The organism is Streptosporangium sp. NPDC003464, from assembly GCF_053588315.1.
Genome location: NZ_JBSFPS010000007.1, coordinates 24,722 through 42,160, shown reverse-complemented (window position 1 = coordinate 42,160; position 17,439 = coordinate 24,722). Strand labels below are relative to the sequence as shown.

14 protein-coding genes, 1 tRNA gene and 1 pseudogene are annotated in these 17,439 nt (G+C 72.5%); 8 read left to right on the top strand and 8 right to left on the bottom strand.

All coding sequences use genetic code 11. The annotated features are described in order from the left end of the window. Positions 1 to 63: 63 nt before the first annotated feature. The 4 genes and pseudogenes from ACWDS7_RS02995 (at position 64) to ACWDS7_RS02980 (ending at position 3,760) form a co-directional block, all read left to right on the top strand. Positions 64 to 960, top strand: a complete 897-nt coding sequence (locus ACWDS7_RS02995; RefSeq protein WP_451927849.1) for an oxidoreductase — start codon at positions 64 to 66, stop codon at positions 958 to 960. A gap of 470 nt (positions 961 to 1,430) precedes the next feature. After that, a complete protein-coding gene (rsgA, locus tag ACWDS7_RS02990; protein ID WP_451927848.1) occupies positions 1,431 to 2,411 on the top strand; it encodes a ribosome small subunit-dependent GTPase A in 981 nt (326 codons plus the stop codon). Continuing rightward, positions 2,408 to 2,947, top strand: a pseudogene (locus tag ACWDS7_RS02985) (class I SAM-dependent methyltransferase); the annotation flags it as partial. The gene rsgA and the pseudogene ACWDS7_RS02985, both read left to right, overlap by 4 nt. Before the next feature lie 300 nt (positions 2,948 to 3,247). Continuing rightward, positions 3,248 to 3,760, top strand: a complete 513-nt coding sequence (locus ACWDS7_RS02980) for a GNAT family N-acetyltransferase (protein ID WP_451927884.1) — start codon at positions 3,248 to 3,250, stop codon at positions 3,758 to 3,760. Positions 3,761 to 4,052: 292 nt separating this feature from the next. On the opposite strand, the gene ACWDS7_RS02975 is transcribed toward ACWDS7_RS02980, so the two are convergent. Both ACWDS7_RS02975 and ACWDS7_RS02970 read right to left on the bottom strand, forming a co-directional pair. Continuing rightward, positions 4,053 to 4,124: transfer RNA gene (locus tag ACWDS7_RS02975), tRNA-Arg, on the bottom strand. Positions 4,125 to 4,204: 80 nt separating this feature from the next. Beyond that, entirely contained in the window at positions 4,205 to 4,699 is a 495-nt protein-coding gene (locus ACWDS7_RS02970; RefSeq protein ID WP_451927847.1) for a C40 family peptidase, read from the bottom strand. Between the two features lie 1,118 nt (positions 4,700 to 5,817). Between ACWDS7_RS02970 and ACWDS7_RS02965 the strand changes: the two genes are divergently transcribed. Next, positions 5,818 to 6,207, top strand: a complete 390-nt coding sequence (locus tag ACWDS7_RS02965) for a response regulator transcription factor (RefSeq protein ID WP_306858693.1) — start codon at positions 5,818 to 5,820, stop codon at positions 6,205 to 6,207. Here ACWDS7_RS02965 and ACWDS7_RS02960 read toward each other — a convergent pair. Next, positions 6,204 to 8,915 (bottom strand): helix-turn-helix transcriptional regulator, encoded by a 2,712-nt coding sequence (locus ACWDS7_RS02960; RefSeq protein WP_451927846.1) that lies wholly within the window; start codon positions 8,913 to 8,915, stop codon positions 6,204 to 6,206. The genes ACWDS7_RS02965 and ACWDS7_RS02960 overlap by 4 nt on opposite strands. A 153-nt stretch (positions 8,916 to 9,068) precedes the next feature. Between ACWDS7_RS02960 and ACWDS7_RS02955 the strand changes: the two genes are divergently transcribed. Then, the gene (locus tag ACWDS7_RS02955; protein ID WP_451927845.1) at positions 9,069 to 9,680 is read left to right on the top strand and encodes a LysE family translocator; all 612 of its coding nucleotides are present in this window, start codon (positions 9,069 to 9,071) and stop codon (positions 9,678 to 9,680) included. On the opposite strand, the gene ACWDS7_RS02950 is transcribed toward ACWDS7_RS02955, so the two are convergent. Further along, positions 9,632 to 10,357, bottom strand: coding sequence for an alpha/beta fold hydrolase (locus tag ACWDS7_RS02950; protein ID WP_451927844.1), 726 nt, complete (start codon positions 10,355 to 10,357; stop codon positions 9,632 to 9,634). The genes ACWDS7_RS02955 and ACWDS7_RS02950 overlap by 49 nt on opposite strands. A gap of 75 nt (positions 10,358 to 10,432) precedes the next feature. Between ACWDS7_RS02950 and ACWDS7_RS02945 the strand changes: the two genes are divergently transcribed. Further along, entirely contained in the window at positions 10,433 to 11,002 is a 570-nt protein-coding gene (locus tag ACWDS7_RS02945; protein ID WP_451927843.1) for a TetR/AcrR family transcriptional regulator, read from the top strand. 138 nt (positions 11,003 to 11,140) lie between these two features. Here the strand turns inward: ACWDS7_RS02945 and ACWDS7_RS02940 are convergent, their stop codons facing one another. The 4 genes from ACWDS7_RS02940 to ACWDS7_RS02925 all read right to left on the bottom strand — a co-directional run bounded on the left by ACWDS7_RS02940 (position 11,141) and on the right by ACWDS7_RS02925 (position 15,516). Then, a complete protein-coding gene (locus ACWDS7_RS02940) occupies positions 11,141 to 12,352 on the bottom strand; it encodes a hypothetical protein (RefSeq protein ID WP_451927842.1) in 1,212 nt (403 codons plus the stop codon). Positions 12,353 to 12,383: 31 nt separating this feature from the next. Then, on the bottom strand, positions 12,384 to 12,770 hold the full coding sequence (locus ACWDS7_RS02935) for a Rid family detoxifying hydrolase (RefSeq protein WP_433253001.1): 387 nt from the start codon (positions 12,768 to 12,770) through the stop codon (positions 12,384 to 12,386). Between the two features lie 75 nt (positions 12,771 to 12,845). Next, positions 12,846 to 13,955, bottom strand: a complete 1,110-nt coding sequence (locus ACWDS7_RS02930; protein WP_451927841.1) for an alanine racemase — start codon at positions 13,953 to 13,955, stop codon at positions 12,846 to 12,848. A 37-nt stretch (positions 13,956 to 13,992) separates the two neighbouring features. After that, the gene (locus ACWDS7_RS02925; protein ID WP_451927840.1) at positions 13,993 to 15,516 is read right to left on the bottom strand and encodes an N-acyl-D-amino-acid deacylase family protein; all 1,524 of its coding nucleotides are present in this window, start codon (positions 15,514 to 15,516) and stop codon (positions 13,993 to 13,995) included. Between the two features lie 204 nt (positions 15,517 to 15,720). On the opposite strand from ACWDS7_RS02925, the gene ACWDS7_RS02920 reads away from it, so the two are divergent. Next, positions 15,721 to 17,424: a glycosyl hydrolase family 8 gene (locus ACWDS7_RS02920; RefSeq protein WP_451927839.1), complete on the top strand. Its 1,704-nt coding sequence runs from the start codon at positions 15,721 to 15,723 to the stop codon at positions 17,422 to 17,424. The last annotated feature ends 15 nt before the right edge of the window (positions 17,425 to 17,439 follow it).

Sequence of the window (17,439 nt, the reverse complement as noted above, 5' to 3'; positions counted from 1 at the left end):
CTTTATATCTATAACTGCTACGTTGATGTGACAGTTAAAGAATGCCGGGCGGAGGAAACACCCATGGCCAAGACATGGCTCATCACTGGAGCGTCACGCGGCTTCGGACGCCACCTCACCGAGGCCGTCCTTGAAGCAGGCGACCAGGTCATCGCCACCGCGCGCAGCCCCAAGCGACTCGACGACCTGCCGGCCCGTCACGGCGACCGGATACGGGCGGTCGCACTCGACGTCACCGACGCCGCCGCAGCCTCCCGAGCGGTCAAGGAGGCCACCGACACCTTCGGCGGCCTCGACGTGATCGTCAACAACGCCGGCTACGGCAACAGCGCACCGATCGAGGAGATGGCCGAAGACGACTTCCGCGCCCAGATCGAGACCAACCTCTTCGGCGTCGTGAACGTCACACGGGCCGCCCTGCCCGTCCTGCGCGCCCAACGATCAGGAGTCTTCGTACAGTTCTCCTCCATCGGAGGGCGCGTCGGCGGCACCCCGGGAATGGGGGCCTACCAGACCGCGAAGTTCGCCGTCGAAGGCTTCTCCGAAGTCCTCGCCAGCGAAGTCGCCCCCTTCGGCATCAAGGTCGTCATCGTCGAGCCAGGCGCGTTCCGCACCGACTGGCAGGGTTCCTCCATGGAGATCCACCCCGTCGGCCCCGACTACGAGCAGACCGTGGGCGCCATCCACCGCTACCGACGCGACACCGACGGCACCCAGCCCGGCGACCCCGCCCGTGCCGCCAGGATCATCATCGACGTCGTCCGCGACGACGACCCACCCCGACGGCTCCTCCTCGGCAGCGACGCCGTTGCCTCCGCCCGGAAAGCCGCCGAGATCCGCGCCGCCGAAACCGAGAAATGGGCCGACGTGAGCCGCTCGGCCGACTACCCCACCGCCGGATCGACGCCGGACCCAACCGGCTCCGGACGGAATTCGACGCGGGCAAGCAGGCCGCACTGAGCACCGGTTTCCCGGGAAGTACCGGGTACGCGGTCCTGTGACCGTTGTGCGGCTCGACCTGATGACGCGGCTCCAGGAACTGCAAGTACACCGTCAACGCGGCCGCCCGGCCAGGGCCCGCGCGGGTACGGCAGCGGTACAACTCCCCTGACCGGGGTGCTAGGCTGCCGTCCGTTCGGTATCGGATCGGCGTGGGAGGGAGGTGAGGTTTGATGACCGCGGTGAAGACCGCTGCCATGCGCAGCGCCCGGGCCAACCTCACGTCCCGGGCCCCGGTCTGACCCACTTCTTCCCCCCGGCCTTGAGCCACCCGGCTCAGCGGGCGGGGTGATGTCCGCGTCTCGTCGGGGCCCCTTCTCCGCAAGGGTCTCACGTTGCCACACACATACACCGATCCATCCGGCCTGTCCCGGTACGGGTGGACCGACGCACTCGACCGAACCTTCACCGAACATCACGGAGCGGGCCTCGTGCCGGCCCGGGTCTCCCGGGTCGATCGCGGCCTGTGCACGGCGATCACCGTGTCGGGCCCGACACGGGCCACGTTCGCCGCGCCGTACCCGCCCGACCCGCTCCTGACTCCCTGCACCGGCGACTGGGCCGCGCTGCGCCCGGGCGCCGAGCCGCACCTGGTGGCGCTGCTGCCGCGGCACAGCGCGATCGTGCGCTCGTCGGCGTCCAGGTCCTCCCACGGGCAGGTGCTCGCCGCCAACGTCGACACGGTCGTCATCGCCCTGTCCTTGGCCACGCCCTTGGACGCGGCCAAACTGGAGCGGCTGCTCGCCCTGGCCTGGGAGAGCGGGGCGCAGCCGGTGATCGTCCTGACCAAGGCGGATCTGGCCCACGATCCCGAGGCCGTCCACGCCGAGGCCGGCGCGCTGGCACCTGGCGTGGACATCCTGGTCACCAGCGTCGCCACGGGTCACAACATCGACGTGCTGGCCGCGCTGGTGCGCGGCACCACCGTGCTGCTCGGCCCCTCGGGTGCGGGCAAGTCCAGCCTCGGCAACACACTGCTCGGCGAGGAGCTGCTGGCCACCGGCACGGTACGCGCGCAGGACGGCAAGGGCCGCCACACCACCGTCCGCCGCGAGCTGCTCCCCCTGCCCGGCGGCGGGGTCCTCATCGACACGCCCGGCCTGCGCGGGATCAGCCTGCACGACGCCGCCGACGGCCTGGAGCAGGTCTTCGCCGAGATCGAAGACCTCGCCGCGTATTGCCGCTTCGGCGATTGCGCCCACGGCACCGAGCCAGGATGTGCGGTCCAGGCCGCCATCGCGGCGGGTGAGCTGCCCGAACGTCGCCTGCGCAGCTACCGCAAGCTGCAACGGGAGAACGCCTGGGCGGCCTCACGTACCGATGCCCGGCTGCGCGACGAGCGCGTCAACCGGCAGAAGGCCATCACCAGTCATCTGCGCGCCACCTACAGGTTCCGGGACCAGCAGCCATGACCGGCCGCGTCCCACCGACCTCCCCGACCGCTCATCGTCCACCAGGAGCCCGCGCCACCATGCCCGAAAGCCCGCACGACCCGATCGGCGACCCCACAGTGGCGGCGCTCTTCGCCCTGCACGACAACCTGGCACGTCAAGGCCCCGGCTCCGACGCGACCACCCGCCACCTGCTGTCCCTGGCCGGGCCGCTGGCGCCGCGCCCGCGCGTGCTGGACATCGGCTGCGGGCCGGGCCGCTCCTCACTGGTGCTGGCCCAGGCCGGCGCCGAGGTCACCGCGGTCGACCTGCATCAGCCGTACCTCGACGGACTGGCACGGACCGCCGCCGACCGCGGCCTCGTCGTCCACACCGTACGGGCGTCGATGGCGGACCTGCCCTTCCCGGACGGGAGCTCCGACCTGATCTGGGCCGAAGGATCCGCGTACATCATCGGCTTCGACACCGCGCTGCGCTCCTGGCGGCGGCTGCTCGCCCCGGGTGGCCGGCTGGTCGTCACCGAATGCGAATGGAGCACCGACTCCCCCTCCGCCGAAGCCCGCGCGTTCTGGGATCAGGCGTATCCGCTGCGCACACGGGAGCGCAACATCGCCGCGGCGCACGCCGCGGGGTATGCCGTCGCCGCGGCGTATCCGCTCCCCGACCGCGACTGGTTCGAGGAGTACTACACGCCGCTGTCACAGCGCGCCCACGCGGCCGACCTGGCCGTACCCGGGATGCGCCAGGCGGTCGCGTCCACCCTGCAAGAGATCACCATGCGCCGCGAGCACGGCGCGGACTACCAGTACACCGGCTATGTCCTGCATCCGCAGAAGGACAAGGAGACGGACCCGACCATGACCCCTTCCTGGACCACCCGCCCCGAGAGCGCCGGCGACGTCGCCGCCATCCGCGACATCAACCTTGCTGCCTTCCCCAGCCCGCACGAGGCCGACCTCATCGAGGCGCTGCGGGCCGACCCGCAGGCGTGGCTGCCCGGCATGTCCTGGCTGGCCGAGGCCCCCGGCGGCGATCTCGCCGGATACGCGCTGCTCACCCGCTGCCACGTCGGCGACTCACCCGCCCTCGCCCTGGGCCCGTGCGCCGTCAAGCCCGAACATCAGCGGCGGGGCGCGGGTTCCGCCGCCATCCGCGCCGCTCTGCGCGCCGCCCGCGAGCAGGGCGAGAACCTGGTGGTTGTGCTCGGCCACGCCGAGTACTACCCGCGCTTCGGCTTCACCCCGGCCTCCGGGTACGGCATCCGCCCGCCCTTCGACGTCGAGGACAAGTACATGATGGCGCTCGCCCTCGACCCTGAACGGCCGGTCCCGAGCGGCGTCATCCGCTACCCGGCGGCGTTCGGCGTCTGATCTCCCGCTCCCTGGACGCGGCGAACGGCTCTCAGCGCGGCTGGGGGCCGTTCGACCGTCGCGAAGGCCGGCGGCCTTACGGCCGAGCACCCGTGGTGTGAGACGTGGGACTGGCCTGCCTCGGACGCGGTCACGAGCTCGCGTGGGTGAGCAGCGACATGATCATGGTCCACACCTGGTCCACAGCCAGTGAGCGTCAACGAGAACGGGCGGGACTCCGTGAGACTGGAGTCCCGCCCGTTTCGGCGTTCTAGCTGCAGATCAACCCATGTTCGGGTCGGCCTGGCTGGTGTGCCCCCTGCAAGATTCGAACTTGCGCTCCCGGCTCCGGAGGCCGGTGCTCTATCCCCTGAGCTAAGGGGGCCAACGAGTGATTAGATTACCAGCATCTTGAGGTGAACAGACACTCGCAGCGCGAAGTCGGTGATCTGGGGGCGTCGGTCTTTACCTGGTGGTCGTCCGGGGGGTTGGGCGGACCGCCCCTCGGTAGCGCGAGCGGTAGTAGGCGGAGGCGGCGAAGTCCGTCGTCTTGACGACGTCACCGCGCTTGGGGGCGTGCACCATGACGCCGTCCTTCACGTAGACGCCCACATGGGTGGGGTCTCCGGTGCCGCCGCCGAAGAAGACCAGGTCTCCGGCCTGGAGCTGGGAGAACGGCACGCGACGCCCCTGCCTGAACTGGCTGCCGGTGTAGTGGGTGAGCGCGGCTCCCGCCCTGGACCAGGCGTGCAGGGCGAGGCCGGAGCAGTCGAAGCCGCCGCCGGTCGGCCCCGCGGTCGAGCCTCCGCCCCAGACGTACGGCCTGCCGATCTGGCGGAGCGCCGCGGCCGCCGCCGTCTGCCCCGGCGACGGCCTGTCCGGCTGCCGAGAGGGCGTGGCCGAGGGACGGGAAGAGGGGGCGGCCGAGGGGCGAGAGGAGGCAGCCGGGGAAGGAGACACCTCCGGCTCCGCGGAGGAGACGACGGCCGGCTGGCGGACTCGCGAGGGAGGCGGAGAGCTGGAGGGGGCTGCGACATCAGGGGAGGCGGAGGGGACGACACCCCCAGCAGACCCGGAGCCGGAGGAGACGGTGACGTCGGGAGACTCGGAGATGGAGGCAGCGCCCCTGGAGGATCCGGAGCCGGAAAGGACGGCACCCCCAGCAGACCCGGAGGCCGGAGGGACGGTGACATCGGGAGACCCGGAACCCGGAGGGACGGTGACATCGGGAGACCCGGAGGCCGGAGGGACGGTGACATCGGGAGACCCGGAACCCGGAGGGACGGCGTCTCCGGGGGTGCCGGAGGCGCTCGTGGGTCGGGCACCGCCCATGGCGGAGAGGGCGCCTCCCGTGGCGGAGAGGGCACTGTCCGTCGCGGCCTGGCCGGCCCGGGGCGGGGAACCCGAGCCTGTGCGGGCGGCCTCGCAGGCGCCGGTGAGCGCGGCCCGGCCCCTTTCTCCGAGCCACCTCCGGAGTCCGGCCGGCAGCTCCATCTCGGCCAGCAGCCGCCTCCAGCCCTCGGCGGCCTGCGCGCAGGGGCGGGCCGCGGGCACTTCGGGGCTCCCCGCGAGGGTCGCCATGAGGACGGTGGCGGTGAGGATTGTCGTGATCATGCGTGCCCTCCCTGGGCTCGATGAACGATCGAGGCCTCAGGATGTGCGGGACGGGGCCTTCCCCAAGGAGCCGAACCGGATTCTGTGGACGCCCAGCGGGCTGTCCACAGCCGTGGAGGGTGATCCAAGTGGAGGGTGATCCAAGGAGAAACTGCGGGTCCGAGGACGCGTAACGAGGGATCATCACCGTCCCGTCCATCCCGCCTGCCGTAAGCTCCCTCGCCCGCCCGGAGACCCCTCACCGCCCACAACTCCCCCACCCCGCCCGGAGACCCCTCACCGCCCCTGCCCGGGCCTCCTGTGGAGGAGGCTCGGGTGACGGCCCAGGGGAAGATCGGGGAACCTGCGGCATCCCCGGGAAACCGGTCTCCGCCCCTTCGGGACCTGCCCTCGGTGGACAGTCGTCCGTACGCATCCGCCGAAAACCGCGCGTGACCCGGCTCCGAAGAGTTAGCCTCACGGCCGTGGGCGAGGTTCTGGGCAAGGTATTGGTGGTGGATGACGACGAGGTCATCCGACAGCTGATCGCGGTCAACCTGACCCTGGAGGGGTTCCAGGTGGAGACCGCCTACGACGGGCAGAACTGCCTGGACCGGGTGCTCGACGTGATGCCCGACGTGATCACGTTGGATGTCATGATGCCCCGGCTGGACGGGTGGATGACCGCCACCAGGTTGCGCGGCGACAAGGGGACCCGGCACATCAAGGTGGTCCTGATCACCGCGCGGGCGCAGGAGGACGACAAGCGCCGGGGGCTCGGCATCGGGGTCGACGCCTATCTCACCAAGCCGTTCGACCCGGCCGAGCTCATCCAGGTCGTCCGCGACCTGGCGCTGGCCACCCGCAGCGGCTAGATCAGTCCCTCCTTACGGGCCAGGGCGGCGGCCTGGGTGCGGGAGGAGACGCCGAGCTTGCCCAGGATGTTGGACACGTGCACGCTCACCGTCTTCTGCGCGATGAACAGCCGCTCGCCGATCTCGCGGTTGGGCAGGCCCTCGGCCACCAGCGTGAGCACCTCCTGCTCCCGGCCGGTGAGCACACCCGGCTGCGCCGAGGTGAACCGGGCCCGGCGGCCCAGCTCCGCCAGGGCCTCGCCCAGCGGCTTGGCGCCCAGTGACGTGGCGTCCGCGACGGCCCGCTCCCACTCCTTCAGCGCCTCGGCGCGTCCGCCCGAGGCGAGCAGCGCCTCGGCCAGCCGCCACCGGGCGCGCGCGGCCTCGTAGACGAACCCGACGTCGAACGCCTCGACCACCGCACGCCACGCCTCCACGTCGGCACGGCCGTGCACGCGGTGCCACTCGGCCTCCGCCCGGGCCAGCCAGGCCCGCCCCTCGAACCCCATCCCCGGCCGGGCCGCCCGCCGCGCACGGGCGAGCAGCTCGTCGGCGCCGTCGGTACGGCCCAGGTCGGCCAGCGCCCAGAGGGCGACCGCGCCGATGCGGATGTTGCCGGCGTCGGCGGGGTCCATGGCTCCCAGGACCGCGGTCGCGTGTTCCAGGGCGGCCCCGGGGTCCTGCCGCCAGAGGGCGTGCTCGGCGGCCATGCCCCGGGACATGTAGGCGACCAGGGCGTCCGACCAGAACGGCCGGAGCCAGGTCAGCCGCTCCTCGACCGCGGGCGTCCCCATGGCGACCTCGATGAACAGCGCGAAGGAGGAGAGGATGGCCTCGGGGATCTTGCCGACGCGCACGCCGAACCCGGCCGCCGTCTCCCGGGCCTGCGTCCACTCCCCCGCCATGTAGTGGATCAGGAACTGGAGGAAGCGCAGGTCGGTGCCGTAGGTGCTCCAGGAGAGCCCGGACTCCATGGCCAGCCGCACACCTCGATCGGCGGTCACGGCGGCGGTGGCCATGGAGCCGCGCTCGAACTGGGTCCGGGCGTGGTGGAAGATCGCGCGCAGGTCCATGGCCAGGTCGCCGGAGCCCTGGACGGCGACCGATCCGAACAGCTCCTCCGCCAGGGCGCGGTCGCCCTCGAACTCCGCGCAGGAGGCCAGCACGATCATCGCCCCCTTCTCCGCGTCGCTCGCCCCCGTGGCCCTGGCGACCTCCAGCGCGCGGTCGGCGAGGGGCCTGACCTCCGCGTGCCGCGGGCCCCAGCTGAGCGTGCGGGAGAGGGTGGCCAGCGCCTTGGCGAGGGCGGCGGTCCCGGGCGGGGCCGCGGCCACGGCCGCCTCGGCGGCCACGATCGCCTTCGGCACGTCGTCGGAGTCGTAGAGGTAGTAGGCGAGCCTTTCCAAGGACTCGGCCGTCGGGGGGACCTCCCGCACCTGGGCGGTGGCCCGGTGGTTGTCTCCCATGTCGGCCGCCGCGGCGGCGGTGCGCAGCACGAGCCGGACGCGGTCCATCCCGGCCAGGGCTTCGGCGCCGGGGACCCGGTCCCACAGGCCGAGCGCCTGCTCGAAGTGGCGGTGGGCCTCGGCGGGGGCGCCGAGCCGCTCGGCCCGCCGGCCCGCCTCGACCGAGGCGGACAGGGCTTCGGCGAGGTCGTGCCCGGCCAGATAGTGGTAGGCGAGCTCGGCGGCGGCGCCGCTGCGGGCGGTGAGCAGGCGGGCGAACGCGGAGTGCATGCGGGTCCGCTCGCCCGGCAGCAGGTCGGTGTAGACGGCCTCCTGGAGCAGGGCGTGCCGGAAGGCGTAGCCGTACTCCCCGCTGGGGCGGAGCAGCCCGCGTGAGACGATCTCCCGCATGGCCTCCTCGAAGGCCAGTTCCTCCAGGCCGGAGGCCTCCCGGAGCAGGTCGTGGTCGACCCGCCGGCCCGCGACGGCGGCCCCCCGGAGCACCTGCTGGGCGGCGTCGGACAGCAGCTCCGCCCGGGAGAGCAGCAGGCTGGTCAGGCCGTCGGTCATCGAGGAGCCCTCGATCGCGGCCTCCAGGAGCTCTTCGGCGTAGAACGGGTTCCCCTCGGCCCGGTCGACGACCTCGCCGATCATCCGGGCGTCGCCGCCGCCGAGGGAGGTCAGGTAGTCGGCCATCTCACCGCGGTCGAGCGGGCTCAGCTCGACCGCCGTCACCAGGGGGAGACGTTTGAGCTCGGCCAGGACCCGGCGCAGCGGGTGGCGCCGGTGGAGGTCGTCGGTCCGGTAGGTGCCGACCAGGCAGACGCGCTCGGTCTGCAGCATCCGGCTGAGGAAGACCAGCAGGTCGCGGGTGGACTGGTCGGCCCAGTGCAGGTCCTCCAGGACCAGCAGCACGGGCTGCGCGGCCAGGAACCCCAGCATCGAGCCGAAGAGCTGCTGCTGGGTGAGGGCGGAGGCGGTCTCCGGGCCGAGGTCGGTGCCGCCGGGCAGCAGCCGCCCGAGGACGGGCCGGGCGTCGAGCGCCGCGCGCAGCTCACCCCGCGCGTCGCGCAGGGCGTCCGCCAGCGGGAGGTACGGCAGCGCGTCGCCGAGCTCGGCGCACTGCCCGACCAGTACGGCGAAGCCGGCCGCCTCGGCCCGCTCGCTCAGCTCTGTCACCATCCGGGTCTTGCCGATGCCGGCGTCGCCCCCCACGAGGGCCACCCCCGCCAGCCCGCCGGCTGCCGAGTCGAGCACGGCGACCAGGCGATCAAGCTCCGCCAACCGCCCGATCAGAGCACTTTGCCCTTTCTGCCACTCCACGCCGGGAGTATGTCACGGTCTGCCGACATCGGGCCGAATGGTCCACCGACGGCGCCCGCGAATGGCCTTCGTGGCGGGGATCAGGGCGCCTCTAATGTCGGAGCCATGGTCTCCATGTCGACATTCCTGGTTTTCATCGTGGCGTCCCTCGCGCTGGTCCTGGTGCCCGGCCCCAACCATCTCTACATCGCCGCCCGGGCCATCGCCCAGGGCAGGGCCGCCGGGCTGGCGAGCGCGTTCGGCGTGGAGGTCGGCACCCTGGTGCACATCGCCGCGGCGGCGGCCGGACTGTCCTACGTGATCGCCCGGTCCGCCGCGCTCTTCAACGTGATCAAATGGGCCGGAGTGGCCTACCTGGTCTATCTGGGTGTGCGGACCCTGACCGGCAAGCAGGAGCTAACCGCCCAGGAGGCCACGCCGCAGCCGCTGCGCGCGATCTTCCTCGAAGGCGTGGTCGTCAACGTGCTCAACCCCAAGGTGGTCCTGTTCTTCCTGGCATTCCTGCCGCAGTTCGTGCGTCCGGAGGCGGGGGCGGTGCCGCTGCAGATCGCCCTGCTGGGCGGCACCCTCCTGCTCCTCGGCCTGATCTCGGACATGGTCTACGCCGCCGGCGCGGGCGCGCTCGGCGGGCGGCTGCGCGGCCGGTCGGACCTGCTGCGCCGCTTCAGCGGGATCGTCTATCTGGGACTCGGCGCCGCGACCGCCTTCTCCGGCCGGTCGAGCTGATCGCACAGGTCCCCCAGCAGGCGGGCCAGCGGCCCGGGGTCCCGCAGCACGCCCAGGTGCCCGCGGCGGGGGATCAGGATCAGCCGCCCGTCCCGGCAGGCGCGCAGGAAGGCCCGCTCGTCGCTCCGGAACGGGTCGCGGGCGCCGTTGACCAGCCACACCCGTCCGGGGTAGGCGGCCAGTGCCGCGAGCTGGTCGTGCTCGGCGACGGCCGCGACGGCCTGCGGCAGCACCTCGCACGACAGCCCTCCCGCCACCATCGCCGCGCCGGCCGGGCCGGGCAGGACGCGCCGGAGGACGTGGGAGCTGATCCGGTCCGCACGGGCGGGGTCGCGCGCGGCGAGCGCGGCGACGGACCGGTAGATCCACGCCGTCGACGCGTTGCGGGCCGTGCATCCCATGGCCACCAGCCCGGCCACCCGCCCGGGGAGGCGCTCGGCGGCGGCGATGCCGACGTAGCCGCCCAGCGAGAGCCCCGCCACGAGCGCCCGTCCGCCGAGGGAGTCGATCGCGTCGGCCACAGCCGAGACCGCCGCGTCCATCGAGAACGGCTCGCCGCGACGGGTCCCGTGGCCCGGCAGGTCGACGGCCGCGGAGGGCCGGTCGAGGCGGGACATGACGGGGCCCCACATGGTCCCGCTGACGCGGATCCCGTGGACAAGGACGACGGGCGGCATCACTGACCTCCAAATACAACGGTGCGTTGCACTTATTGAAACACAACGCACCGTTGCGTTGCTACACTCGGCCCCATGGCACCGCGCAAGGAACAGCAGATCCTCCAGGCGACGCTCGAACTCCTCGCCGCCAAGGGCTACGAGGGGCTGACCGTGGAGGGGGTGGCCGAGCGGTCGGGGGTCAACAAGACCACGATCTACCGGTGGTGGCCGTCAAAGGCGGCGCTGCTCGCCGCCGCGCTGGTCGAGGCCGACCTGCTCGCGATGGAGCCGCCCGACACCGGCAGCCTCAGGACGGACCTGGAGGCGCTGGTCCACGGGATGGCCGCGCTGCTCACGCGGCCCCCGGCGGCCGACGTCGCGGTGGCCGCGCTCGGCGCCGCCGTACACCATCCCGAGCTCGCCGCGGCGGTCCAGCGTTTCTTCGCCGACCGGCTCGCCGGAGAGGAGGCCGTCTTCGAGCGCGCGAGGCGGCGCGGCGAGCTGCCCGGCACGGCCGACCCGATGCTGATCATGGATCTGCTCGCCGGCGCGGTGTGGCTGCGCACGGTCTTCCGGGGGCTCCCCCTCGACGACGGCTTCGCCGCGGAGGCGGTGAGCACGGTCCTCGACGGCCTGACCCGAGAGCGCGCCGGCCGCCGCTGAGGACCCGGGCGGGCGGTCCGGGAACGCGCCCCGGGCGTGGGCCCGGCCGGTCCGCGGGCACGCCCGGAGCCAGATCGGCTCAGACCCGGCGGCCGGTCCGCGAACACACCCAAAGCCGGATCGACTCAGACCCGGCGGTCAGTCCGCGAGCGTGCCCGGGATGCGGTCGAGGATCGGGTACGGCATGAGCCCGTAGGCGTAGAAGTCGACCGCGTCGGCCCCCGCGGCCCGGACGGCCCGGACCTTGGCGGCGAGCCGGTCGGCCGAGTCGGTGTCGGGCAGGCCGGGCCGGAGCACGACCCGCAGCTCCTTGTCCTTGCCCGTCGAGCGGCGGTAGGCGCCCACGTCGTCGCCGACCCTGCCGGCGTCGCGGGCGTAGGCGAGCACGCCCAGCGAGGGCACCAGGTCGCCGAGGGCGACCAGGTCCACGCCGAGCTGCCAGGAGTCGTGCGCGGCGAGCCCTCCCGAGGGCAGGCCCTCGGCGTAGCCCTTGACCGCACCCGTCGCGTCGAGGAAGACCAGTTTGGAGCCCTCCGCGCTGACGGCCGTGGAGACCTCCGAGACCAGCGAGGTCACCACCTCCGAGCGGGCCCGCGCGTAGGCGACCACCTCGGGCCCGGCGTAGGCGGTCAGCGCCGCCCGGGTCACCTCGCCCTGCGCGGGCGGGTCGCCGTCGAGCACGCCGCCCACGACCCTGGCGCACTCCTCGCGCGCCACCTCGGCGTTGACGCCCAGGTCGGCCGCGCGGCGCATGCAGAAGTCGCAGAAGCACAGGCCGAGCAGGAAGACGTCCATCGGCCCGAGCGGGACGAAGCTGCGCTCGTGGTGGTAGCCGTGGCCGAAGGTGCCGAAGTGCAGCGCCTCGGCGACCACGCTGTCGACCCCCTGCCTGGCCACCGCCCGGCCCAGCGCGACCGCGTAGCGGCGGACGTCCGGGTGGGAGGGGCACAGGTCGGCGGGCGAGCCCCGGTCGCCGAAGCAACTGCGCACGGTCACGTCGGGGTTGGCCAGACCGAGCGTGGTGTTCTGCAGGAAGACGGTCCAGCCGTGCAGCTTGAGGCCGCGCTCGGCGGTGGCCAGGCGCAGCGCCGCCAGCGGCTGCTCCCCGGCGCCCTCCTGGACGGGCGGTACCAGGCGCAGCTCGCCGAACAGGTCTTCGGGCGGCGTGAAGTGCGCGCCGTCCCTGCGGATCGTCACGCGGGGGCGGCCGTGGGGGGTGACGTCACGGGCGCAGTGGTAGGCAGCGGCCACGGTCACGCCCGCCACGCCGTATCCGGTGATGCGGTCGAGGACCTTGTCCAGGCCCTCCCCGCGCACGTCCTCCACATAGACGTATAGCGAGCTGTCCAAGCCGCCGCCCTCCCACGCAGTCGGTCAGACTCTAACGCGGCTTGTAGGCCACGAAGTCGATCTCGACAAGGATGTCCATCAAGTCGGAGCCGACGGTCGTGCGGACCGGGTACGGCTGGGTGAAGTAGGACTTGTAGACCTCGTTGTAGGCGGCGAAGTCCCGCTTGAGGTGCTGGAGGTGGACGGTCGACTTCACCACGTCGTCGAAGCCCAGACCGTGGGCGGCGAGGATCGCGCCCAGGTTGCGCATCACCTGGTGGGTCTGCTCGGCCACGTCCGCCCCGACGACCTCGCCGGTCTTGGGGTCCAGGGGGCCCGCGCCCGAGGTGTAGACGAAGTCGCCGACCACGAGGCCCTGCGAATAGGCCCCGACCGGCGCCGCGCCCTCGTCGGTCCGCAGCTCCTGCTTGCCACTCATGTCACCACTCCTTTAACCGTTAACCGGGAACAACGGGAATCGCTGGGATCAGCGACCGGGGAAAACGCTCAGAGATCAGAAATAGGTGTCGATCAGGTCGACGACGATGTAGTCGTCGTCGACCACCGGCATGACCCGCCACTTGTCGAAGGCGGTGCACGGGTGGGAGATGCCGAACGAGACCAGGTCTCCCGGCTTCACCTTCGAGTCCGGCGCGAGCCGCAGGACCGCGTGCTGGTCCTGCATCTTGAGCACCGTGGCGTCGGCGACGGCCCCGCGGGGCACCGGCAGGCCCTCGTCGAAGGGGGCGTCCCGCTTGCCGAACCCGACGACGGCCAGGCCCGGCTCGGGGACGCTCAGCACGTGCGCCCAGATCTCCAGCGCGGCCCGCAGCTCGCCCCCGATCCGGGTGTAGGGCGTGCGCTCGCGGTAGTAGCCGTCGTCGTGGGTGACGTAGGCGCCGCTGCGCAGCATGATCCTCGCCTGGCAGGCGGCGAGCTCCCGGCCGATCACGTCGAACCACTGGCTCCCGCCCACCGACAGGATCGGGTCGCGCACCCGCAGGTGCTCCAGCGCCTCCAGCATCCGGTGCAGGTAGGCCCGCACCTCCGCGGCCGACGTCAGCGAGCCTTCGTACCCGGCGACGCCCGCGAGCTCCACGCCGTCGGCCGCCTGCGCCACCGCGGCGACCTCCAGCAGCTGGCCGAGTGTGCGGCTGCCGGCCCGCCCGCCCTCGTGCCCGAGCTCGGCCAGCACCCGGAACGGCCTGGCCCCGGCGTGCTTGGCGAGCGTCTCCACCCCGGCCACCGAGTCCACGAAGCAGAGGAACTCGAACGACGGGTCCTCGGCGAGCTGCGCCGCGAGGGCGTCGAGCCCCGCCGGGTCGAAGACCTGGTTGGCGATGATGATCCGGGAGACGCCGAACTCGCGCAGGGTGAGCGCCTGGCTGGGGGTGGCGACCGTCAGCCCCCACGCCCCGGCGTCGAGCTGGGCCCGGACGAGCTGGGGCGACATGGTCGTCTTGGCGTGCGGGACCAGCATCAGCCCGTGCTCGGCGGCGAAGGCCGCGAGCGTCGCGATGTTGTGCTCCAGCGCGCTGCGGTGCGCCACCATGACGGGGAAGCTGAACGCCCCTCCGAACAGCGACGATCCGACTGCCCTGCCGGGATCCACGATCCCCTTCATGCGATGCCCCCTTCGTCCGCTCTGGTGGACCCTATCCTCAGGGCCGCAGCGCCCGTCCGGGGGTGGCCCCGGTGAGCTCTCCTCCCGCCAGGACGGGGACGCCGGAGACGAGGACGTCGCCGACGCCGACGGCCAGGGTGCGCGGGGCGGCGTAGGTCGCCCGGTCGGAGACCGCCCCGGAGTCGAGGACGACGACGTCGGCGGTCTGCCCGGCGCGGACCAGCCCCCGGCCGGCGAGACCGAAGCGGCGGGCCGGGTGGGAGGCGAGGTGGACGGCGGCCTGCTCCAGGGTCCAGTCGCCGGTCTCGCGGACGTGGTGGCCCAGCATGCGGGCGAAGGCGCCGTAGCCTCGGGGATGGGGGTGGCCGCCGACGTAGATGCCGTCGGAGCCGCCCGTGTGCGCCGGATGGCGCAGGATCGCGCGCACCGACTCCTCGCCCTCGGGACCCTCGTCGGGGCGGGCCGTCACGCAGCCGGCCTCCAGCCGGGTGTCGATCAGGACGCGGCGGCAGAACTCGCCCGGCTCCAGTCCGGCCTTGGCGGCGGCCTCCGGGAGCGAGAGCCCCTCGGCCCACTCGGCCCCGGGCACGTGGGAGAAGGTGATCCGCGGCCAGAGCGCCGAGTCCCAGTCGACCGGCTCGGACTCCAGCAGCTCCAGCGCCCGGTCGGTGTCGGCGGCCGGGATCCACGACGGCAGCGCGACCATCGCCAGGATCGTGCTGCCGCGCAGGTAGGGGTAGGTGTCGAAGGTGACGTCCAGCCCGTCGAGCCGGGCCTGGTCCACCAGCGGCAGCAGGGCGGAGGCCGGACCGTGGTAGTGCGAGACGTGCACGGCGGCGCCCGAGCGCCGGGCGATGTCCGTCACCTCGGCCATGCCCGTCCCGGCCTGCGCGCCGTACCCGCGCATGTGCGTGACGTACGGCAGGGCGCCCAGCGGCGCGCAGAGCGCGGCGATCTCCTCGGCGTCGGCGTAGCGTCCGGGGGCGTACTCCAGTCCGGTGGACAGCCCCACCGCCCCCTCCGACAGACCGCGCTCGACGCGGGCGAGCATCCCCGCCAGCTCGTCGGGGGTCGCGGCCCGCTCGGCGGCGCCCATCACGTCGTAGCGGATCGTGCCGTGCGGCAGCAGGTAGGCGGTGTTCAGCGCGGTCGCGCGGTCGTAGCCGTCCAGCAGCTCGCGCACGCTCAGCGGCCCGTCGGCCGACGGGTGGGTCCCGTTGACCGCGGCGAAGTAGCGGGTGGCGTAGGCGAAGGTCTCCGGGGTGGAGGCGGGGGCGAAGGACAGGCCGTCCTGGCCCAGGACGAACGTGGTCACCCCCTGGCGGAGCGCGGCGAGCTGCACCCCCGGGTCGAACACCAGGGCATCGCCGTGGGCATGGCAGTCGATCAGGCCCGGCATGACGTGCCGGCCTGATGCGTCGATCACCGTCGCGGCCTCCGCCCCGGCCAGCCGGCCCACCGCGACGATCTGGTCTCCGGTGATGCCGACATCCGCCCGGAAGGCCGGGGAGCCCGTGCCGTCCAGCACCTGGCCGCCCTTGATCAACACATCGAATGACATGTTGGGATTCAATCATTCACCGGGAACCCCATGCATCCAGGCACGCCTCCACCCGGCCCGGCGCCGGGCCGGACGGCTCCGGACGGTCCCGGACGGCGATAATTAGGCCCCCCCACCCCTTGACCTCGGCGCGGCAGGAATGATGCCATCTTCATCTAGTTAGGAACCTTTCCTAACTAGATGACCGCAGAGAGGGCGGACCCTGTGCATGCGAGACCGCGTCTCCGTCACCCCTCGACCATCCTCGTTCCGGCACTGGCGCTCGCCCTGATCGCGTCGGTGTCCGTGCTGGCGGCGCCGCCCGGCCTCGCCGCCGACTCCCTCCTGTCCCAGGGCCGTCCGGCCACCGCCTCCTCCAGCGAGGACTCCTCGCTGGCCCCGGGCAACGCCTTCGACGCGGACGGCTCGACCCGCTGGGCCTCCGCCGAGGGCCACGACCCCGAGTGGCTCCGCGTCGACCTGGGCCAGTCCGCCACGATCTCCCGGGTCAAGCTGACCTGGGAGGCCGCCTACGGAAAGGCGTACCGGATCCAGACCTCGGCCGACGGCTCGGCCTGGACCGACGTCTACTCGACCAGCTCCGGCGACGGCGCCGTGGACGACCTGGCCCTGTCCGGCACCGGCCGCTACGTCCGGCTGTACGGCACGGCCCGCGGCACCGCCTACGGCTACTCGCTGTACGAGATGGAGGTCTACGGCAGCACCGGCGGCACCCCCACCCCGACCCCCACGCCGACCCCGACCCCGACCTCCGGCGGACCGGCCGTGCCCTTCGGGGGCCACACGATCCCCTACGCCTCCGGGATGCTGCGGCCCGGCGGGAGCCAGGCCGCGCTCGACCAGAAGGTGGTCGACTACTACAAGCGCTGGAAGGCCGCCTTCGTCAAGCAGAACTGCGGCAACGGCTGGTACCAGATCATCTCCCCCGACGCCGACCACCCGTACGTGGCCGAGGCCCAGGGCTACGGCATGGTCATCGCCGCCACCATGGCGGGGGCCGACCCCGACGCCAAGAAGATCTTCGACGGCCTGCTGAAGTACGTCCTGGCCCACCCCTCGTCGGTCACCCCCGGCCTGCTCGCCGCCGAGCAGGACACCTCCTGCAAGAGCGTCAACGGCGGCGACTCCGCCACCGACGGCGACCTGGACGTCGCCTACGGCCTGCTCCTGGCCGACCGGCAGTGGGGCAGCGCGGGCGCCTACGACTACAAGCAGCTCGCGATCAAGCACATCAACGCCATCAAGGCCGCTGAGGTCAACCCGACCACCAAGCTGATGAAGCTGGGCGACTGGACCAGCTCCGGCGACCAGTACTACTGGATCAGCCGCTCCTCGGACTGGATGATCGATCACTTCAGGGCGTTCCGCACGGCCACCGGCGACGCGACCTGGGACACCATCCGCGCCAACCACCAGAACCTCATCGCCTCCCAGCAGGCGACCTACGCCGCGGGCACCGGCCTGCTGGCCGACTTCGTGGTCAACACCAACACCACCCCGAAGCCCGCCCCGGGCAAGGTCCTGGAGGACCCCAACGACGGCAAGTACTGGTGGAACGCCTGCCGTGACCCGTGGCGGATCGGCGCCGACGCGGTGACCAGCGGCGACGCCAAGTCGCTCGCCGCCGCGCGGAAGCTGAACACCTGGATCAAGGGCAAGACCGGCGGAGACCCGAACAAGATCGCCGTCGGCTACTCCCTGAACGGCACGCAGATCTCCAGCGGCAGCGAGCCGGCCTACTTCGCCCCGTTCGCGGTGGCGGCGATGACCGACTCCGGCAGCCAGGCCTGGCTGGACGCCCTGTGGAACAAGATGCTGACCACCCCGTTCACCTCCAACGACTACTTCTCCACCAGCATCCAGCTCCAGGTCATGATCACGGTGACCGGCAACCACTGGGTGCCCTGACCCGCCCGTCCGGTA